Source organism: Aeromonas sp. HMWF014, from assembly GCF_963878295.1.
GTDB classification, from domain to species: domain Bacteria; phylum Pseudomonadota; class Gammaproteobacteria; order Enterobacterales; family Aeromonadaceae; genus Aeromonas; species Aeromonas popoffii.
This window is the reverse complement of sequence record NZ_CAWNYS010000160.1, coordinates 1-5,531: the sequence shown is the minus strand read 5'-3', so window position 1 is coordinate 5,531 and position 5,531 is coordinate 1. Positions and strand designations below refer to the sequence as shown.

Genomic DNA, 5,531 nt, shown 5'->3' with positions numbered 1-5,531 from the left:
CATCATGCTGCTACCCGCCTTCATCATATTGATGATGAGCCGGCGGCAGGAGTGGTATCTGCCCGTCCTGTGCGCCACCCTGTTCGGCGTAGTGTTCACTCTGGTCGCCAACTCCGTTTCCGGCCATGTGTTCGATCACTACGATGTGCTCTATCTGCCGCTGGCCCTGTTGCCGCTCGCCTGCCTGCTGGATCGCAGTGAGCAGCAAGCCGATGGCCTCGGCCTGCTCTGTATCTCGCTGGTGGTGCTGACCGCCAGCTGGCTGCTGGCCCAGCAACTCGGTTACGGCTGGAGCACCAAGGAGTGGTCGCTGGAACGGGTGCGGGAAGTGCTCGGCAACAGTCTGCTGTGGGCCCTGCCCGTGCTGATCCTGGTGCCCCTGTGGCGCGCCTGGGATGTGCGCAGTGCCACTCCCTGGCTCGCCTCGCTGGCCATGCTGGTCCTGCTGCTCAACAACGCCTGGGAAGGCAGCCTGAAGGGCACGCCGTTCAACCTGCCAGCTCAGGTACGGGTCGATCGGATCAAGGCCGAAACCGGCCCGGCCGACAAGATCTGGGTCGATGGCATACAGCCGCAATATTATCTGTGGACCGATCGCCAGCCGGCCTCCGCCTATCTCTTCTTTGCCAACGTCAATCCGCCCTACGACGTGCGTGAACGTGTGCTGGCCGACATCAAGCGCCAGAGTCCCAAGTTCATCATCGCCAAGCCGGAACGGATTGCCGACGAGCTGAAAAAACCGAGCTCCCCTTCCAGCCTCGCCTTCTATCAATATCTGGTGAGCCAGTATGAAGAGGTGGACCCCGGCCTTTATCGCAGGCGCTGATCCCGCACCATCGCCAGCAAGGGCCGTCATTGATCACAGTGACGGCCCTTTTGCTTGGACGAACACACGCAGGGAAGAGAGCAAGCCCTACACAAGCCAACGCGGGATGACTACAATGGCGCTCTTTTTTTGATGTGACGAGTGAAAAACCATGGCGGAACTGACCTATCTCGGGGGCTACCCGGACCCGCTCAAGGCACAGGTACAACAGCTGATCGCGGCGGGCAAGCTGGGCGACATGCTGGAAAAACGCTACCCGGACAGTCACCTGATCCAGAGTGACAAGGCGCTGCTGGGTTACACCATGGAGTTGAAGAACCGCTATCTGAAAAGCTCGGCGCCGCTGTCCAAGGTGATTTTCGATGGCAAGATCAACGTGATCAAGGATGCCCTCGGCCTGCACACCTATGTCAGCCGGGTACAGGGCAACAAGCTCAAGGCCAAGAACGAGATCCGCATCGCCGCCCTGTTCAAGGAGGCTCACCCCGCCTTTTTGAAGATGATAGTGGTGCACGAACTGGCCCACCTGAAGGAGAAGGATCACAACAAAGCCTTCTACCAGCTCTGTCAACACATGGAGCCGGACTATCATCAACTGGAGTTTGATCTCAGACTCTGGCTAACTTGGCGCGATATTGAGCGCGCCGCGCGCTGACCGATTGCCGTTTCAAGGAGGAAACATGATCCCATTGCGCCATCCGCTACTGCCCCGTGCTCGCACATTCAAGGGAGGCTTGATGAGCCTGTGGAGTCTGGTGCTGCTGCTCCCACCGCTTTCCCTGCACGCCGCCGACCACTGGCAGAGCGACGCCTATCTGACTCAGAGCTTCTTCGAAGTCGCCATGAAACAGGAATATGGCCACGAGCAGAATGTGCGTTTCTCCCGCTGGCAGCAACCCATCCGTCTCAGGCTCATCAATGAATTTGGCGACAAGCCGCTGCAGGCCGAGGTGGTCAAGATCCAGAGCCAGCATCTGGCCAGCATCATAGGTCGCCCTATCACACTGGTGAACGACAACGCCAACATCACCCTGATCATGACCCAACACTCGCAGATGGCGAGCTGGGCCAAACGGACCATGGGCCAGGATGCCTCCATCAAGATGGCGCTCAAAGAGGGGCTGTGCATAGCCAATTTCGCCACCAATGCCCGCCATGAGATAGCCCGCGCCACCATCATCATTCCGGTAGATTACAGCCGGGCCAAGGGGCGTTTTCTCGATTGCGTAGTAGAAGAACTCACCCAGGTGATGGGCCTGCCCAACGACTCGGACAAGGTGTTTCCCTCCATCTTCAACGACAACAGCATCGACAGCTTCCCGACCGGACTGGACTATGTGCTGCTCAAGCTTGCCTATCACCCCGCGCTGCATCCCGGCATGACGGCCGCCGAGGTGCACGCCGCCCTGCCCGAGGCCATCAAGGCGCTGCGTGCCCATCGCGAGATAGCCCAGGCCAACCAGCGGGTACAGGTCAATAGCCTCAAGCGCTGGGCCGGGTTGTAAGGCGCAGGTTCCCCCTTCCAGCACGATGTGAGCAGGTAAATTCCCTGTGTGGCCAGAAACGGAAAAACGCAGCCGAGGCTGCGTTTTCTCTGATCCTTGTTGAGTCTTTCTGGCGCCAGCCATACACGACTCAGTCAGCGGCCGACGAGCCTCAGGAGGCGGCGTTTTCCGGCATCCAGCTGTCAGCGTTCTCCCACACCTCCTGCACCATGGCCTCCGCCAGCTCCTTGTCTTCCTTGCTGGCACGGCTGACCGTCATCGCCATGGCACCGCCCGGTGCGACCCGCACATGCAGGTCGGGGAACTTCTCGCCCAACTGCTTGAGCAACTCCTGACGCAGCGCCTCCATGGTGGTGGTAGGGATCTGATGTTTCTTGTCGATGATGATTTCCAGACGCATAGGATAAGTCTCCATGATTTATAACTGTATTTTTATACAGTAAAAATCAAAAGTAAAGGAGGGATTATCTGCTTCCCCAAGCAGGCCTTCAATCAAAGTTGCAGTGGCGTCGCAGATAACCGGTTTTCCTGCTCCCGGGCAGCTCATACCCGCCCGTTTTATGCTCTATGCCCCCTTCATCTACCCTTATAGCGCCCTAAAAAATAGTTGATATTCATTCTCAACAGGAGCATTATTTACATGTTATAACATAACACACAAAACCATAGAGCAAGTATTATGCGCCCCAACATTCACCCCGAATACCGTCAGATCCTGTTTCACGATCTGACCGCCAACAACTATTTTCTGGTGGGTTCCACCCTCAAAACAGACCGCACCAAGCAGTGGGAGGATGGCAATACCTATCCCTATGTGACGCTGGATGTCTCCAGTGCCTCTCACCCCTTCTATACCGGCAAGCAGAAGCAGATCGGCAAGGAGGGCCAGGTCGCCCGCTTTGGGCAACGTTTCGGCCACTTCTTCAACAAAGGAAAAGACAAGTAATGAAAGTGCTCTCCTCCCTCAAATCAGCCAAGTCGCGCCACCCGGATTGCCAGATTGTCAGTCGCCGCGGCAAGCTATTCGTGATCTGCAAGAGTAATCCCAGATTCAAGGCCCGCCAGCGCTGAGCAAGTCAGCCCCTTCACTGGCCCTCTTCTCGGGGGCCAGTGAAACCTTCGAAAAACTAGCCTGATCTGGCATCTGCGACACTGATGACGCTTGGCTGGCGCCTCGTCCCTGTCTGCAATCCCCCCGTCACAGCGGGGTGGCGCATTTGCGGTATTCGGTCGGGCTGACGCCCACCCGTTTCCTAAACACCCGCGAGAAGTAGAGCTGATCGTCATAGCCCACCTGCTGGCCTATGGTGGCCACCGACATGGGGGTGGTCTGCAGCAACAGCTTGGCCCGCATGATCCGCTGATCCTCGCGCCAGCGCACTATGCTCACCCCCACCTGCTCGCGAAACAGGTGCGCCAGCCGTGAAGGAGACAAAAACACCCGCTCCGCCAGCGCCTCTACCGAGATTTCGGCACAGAGCGACTCGCTCAGGATCTGGCACGCCTGGTGAACCCGGTGATCTATGGTGGGGTAGGCATTGAGAGAAGAGGCCTCGTAGCAACGAATGAGCAGCCGTTCCAGCAGGTTCATGGCGAGCTGTTCCGACATGGGTCTGAGCTGCTGGTGGGTCTCTTCGATGTCGAGGAACAGAGCGTCAAATTCGGTGAGCAACTGGCTGTCCGCCAGTTGCAGGCACCCCACCCGCTCCGTCACCTGCGGCCACTTTAGCCAGTCGGCCCAATAGGCCCTCGGCCGAAAATAGACCCAGCGGTGGTACCACTCCCGCACATCCGGTGCCCGGCCGTAATAGTGCACGGCCGCCGGCGGGAACAGCAGCAGGTCGCCGGGCTCCACTGTGAATGCCTGATCCCCATGAAAGATCTGCCCCTTGCCTCTGATGGTCAGGTTGACGATGAAGCCCTTCATGCCCTGGGGCCTGTCAATGATGAAGTCGAGCACGCTCCCCTGCTCTATGGGGGTCATGCCCGAGACCAGGAAGACATCAAAGGCGTAGCCCGGCAACAGGGGATTAAGTTGTTTCGGCTTCTCTTTTTGCATCGAGGACATGGCGGAAAACAGCGCTTGGGTAAAAAAATCGGCTTGGGCCATTGTAAAGACTCACCTTGGGAACGCGCTATCTGGCGGTCAGCGTCGTGTGAAATTGTTGAGCTGGCTCACAATGGCATGGGCCGATCGCCATAGTGTCACCGGCGCAAGCCAACAGAACGTGAGCCTGCGCCGGTAGGAGGGTGGTCAGATGCGCGCCTTGCGTACCTGCTTGTAGCGATCGAACAGCACGGCGGCGAGCAGGATCAGGCCGCGCACCACGTACTGGGCAAACGGGGATATGTTTAGCAGGTTCATGGCGTTCTCCATTAGCCCCAGGATCAGCACACCGGCGATGATGTAGGAGATCTTGCCAATCCCCCCCTTCATAGAGACACCGCCCAGCACGCAGGCCGAGATCACCACCAGCTCGAAACCGATGGAGGTCATGGGCTGGCCCGAGGTCATGCGCGACGCGAGTATGATGCCGGCAATGGAGGCAATCAGCCCGGTCATGGTGAAGATGATGATCTTGGTGCGCACCACGTTGACCCCGGCCAGCCGCGCGGCCTCTTCATTGCCCCCCATGGCCAGGGTGTTGCGACCGAAGGTGGTCTTGTTGAGCAGCAGGCCAAAGAGCACGAAGCAGAGCGCCGTCAGCCAGACCGGCGTCGGGATCCCGAGCAGGGCGGAGTTGCCGAGATCGAAAAAACCCTCTTCCACTATGCCGACCGCCTTGCCATCGGAGATGAGGTAGCCCACCCCGCGCGCCATCTGCATGGTGGCGAGGGTGGTGATAAGGGCGTTGATCTTGAATTTGGCCACCACGATGCCGTTGATGAGGCCAAACAGCACCCCCACCGACATACCGGCCAGGATGCCGACCGTGATGCTCTCGGTGGCGTTGATGCCCACCGCGCAGGCAACGCCTGAACAGGCGACCACGGAGCCGACCGACATGTCGAACTCGCCGGAGGCGAGGCAGAACAGCATGCCGCAGGCCACCATGCCCGACATGGAGACAGCCAGCCCCAGCCCGCGCATGTTGATCAGGCTGGCAAAGTTGGGCACCAGCACGCAGGCTAGCAAGAACAGGATGGCGAAGATCACCAGCATGCCGTATTGATCCCATATCCGGGCCAGTTGCAGGCGG

The 5,531-nt window shown here is 58.9% G+C and carries 7 protein-coding genes and 1 pseudogene; 5 read left to right on the top strand and 3 right to left on the bottom strand.

Annotation, left to right across the window (positions count from 1 at the left end; all coding sequences use genetic code 11):
• The 3 genes and pseudogenes from AAC083_RS06430 to AAC083_RS06420 all read left to right on the top strand — a co-directional run.
• Positions 1–826 (top strand): annotated as a pseudogene (locus tag AAC083_RS06430) (hypothetical protein); the annotation flags it as partial.
• A 151-nt stretch (positions 827–977) separates the two neighbouring features.
• Positions 978–1,481 (top strand): M48 family metallopeptidase, encoded by a 504-nt coding sequence (locus tag AAC083_RS06425; RefSeq protein WP_108536115.1) that lies wholly within the window; start codon positions 978–980, stop codon positions 1,479–1,481.
• A 25-nt stretch (positions 1,482–1,506) separates the two neighbouring features.
• A complete protein-coding gene (locus AAC083_RS06420) occupies positions 1,507–2,331 on the top strand; it encodes a DUF2927 domain-containing protein (protein WP_108536114.1) in 825 nt (274 codons plus the stop codon).
• A 151-nt stretch (positions 2,332–2,482) separates the two neighbouring features.
• On the opposite strand, the gene AAC083_RS06415 is transcribed toward AAC083_RS06420, so the two are convergent.
• Positions 2,483–2,731: a DinI family protein gene (locus tag AAC083_RS06415; protein ID WP_021140432.1), complete on the bottom strand. Its 249-nt coding sequence runs from the start codon at positions 2,729–2,731 to the stop codon at positions 2,483–2,485.
• Between the two features lie 279 nt (positions 2,732–3,010).
• On the opposite strand from AAC083_RS06415, the gene AAC083_RS06410 reads away from it, so the two are divergent.
• Both AAC083_RS06410 and ykgO read left to right on the top strand, forming a co-directional pair.
• Complete coding sequence (locus AAC083_RS06410; RefSeq protein WP_042035477.1) at positions 3,011–3,277, top strand: type B 50S ribosomal protein L31; 267 nt, start codon at positions 3,011–3,013, stop codon at positions 3,275–3,277.
• Positions 3,277–3,402 carry a type B 50S ribosomal protein L36 gene (gene ykgO / locus AAC083_RS06405; protein WP_042035476.1) on the top strand — a complete coding sequence of 42 codons (126 nt, stop codon included), beginning with the start codon at positions 3,277–3,279 and terminating at the stop codon, positions 3,400–3,402. The genes AAC083_RS06410 and ykgO overlap by 1 nt, the downstream gene beginning before the upstream one ends.
• A gap of 127 nt (positions 3,403–3,529) precedes the next feature.
• Here ykgO and araC read toward each other — a convergent pair whose 3' ends face one another.
• The gene (gene araC / locus AAC083_RS06400) at positions 3,530–4,441 is read right to left on the bottom strand and encodes an arabinose operon transcriptional regulator AraC (RefSeq protein WP_108536113.1); all 912 of its coding nucleotides are present in this window, start codon (positions 4,439–4,441) and stop codon (positions 3,530–3,532) included.
• Positions 4,442–4,585: 144 nt separating this feature from the next.
• On the bottom strand, positions 4,586–5,531 hold a 946-nt coding region (gene araH, locus AAC083_RS06395), incomplete at its 5' end, for an L-arabinose ABC transporter permease AraH (RefSeq protein ID WP_308810997.1).

Bases quoted from the DNA above. Each gene is read 5' to 3' on its own strand.
- AAC083_RS06425 (WP_108536115.1), top strand. From the start codon at position 978: ATGGCGGAACTGACCTATCTCGGGGGCTACCCGGACCCGCTCAAGGCA.
- AAC083_RS06420 (WP_108536114.1), top strand. From the start codon at position 1,507: ATGATCCCATTGCGCCATCCGCTACTGCCCCGTGCTCGCACATTCAAG.
- AAC083_RS06415 (WP_021140432.1), bottom strand. From the start codon at position 2,731: ATGCGTCTGGAAATCATCATCGACAAGAAACATCAGATCCCTACCACC.
- AAC083_RS06410 (WP_042035477.1), top strand. From the start codon at position 3,011: ATGCGCCCCAACATTCACCCCGAATACCGTCAGATCCTGTTTCACGAT.
- ykgO (WP_042035476.1), top strand. From the start codon at position 3,277: ATGAAAGTGCTCTCCTCCCTCAAATCAGCCAAGTCGCGCCACCCGGAT.
- araC (WP_108536113.1), bottom strand. From the start codon at position 4,441: ATGGCCCAAGCCGATTTTTTTACCCAAGCGCTGTTTTCCGCCATGTCC.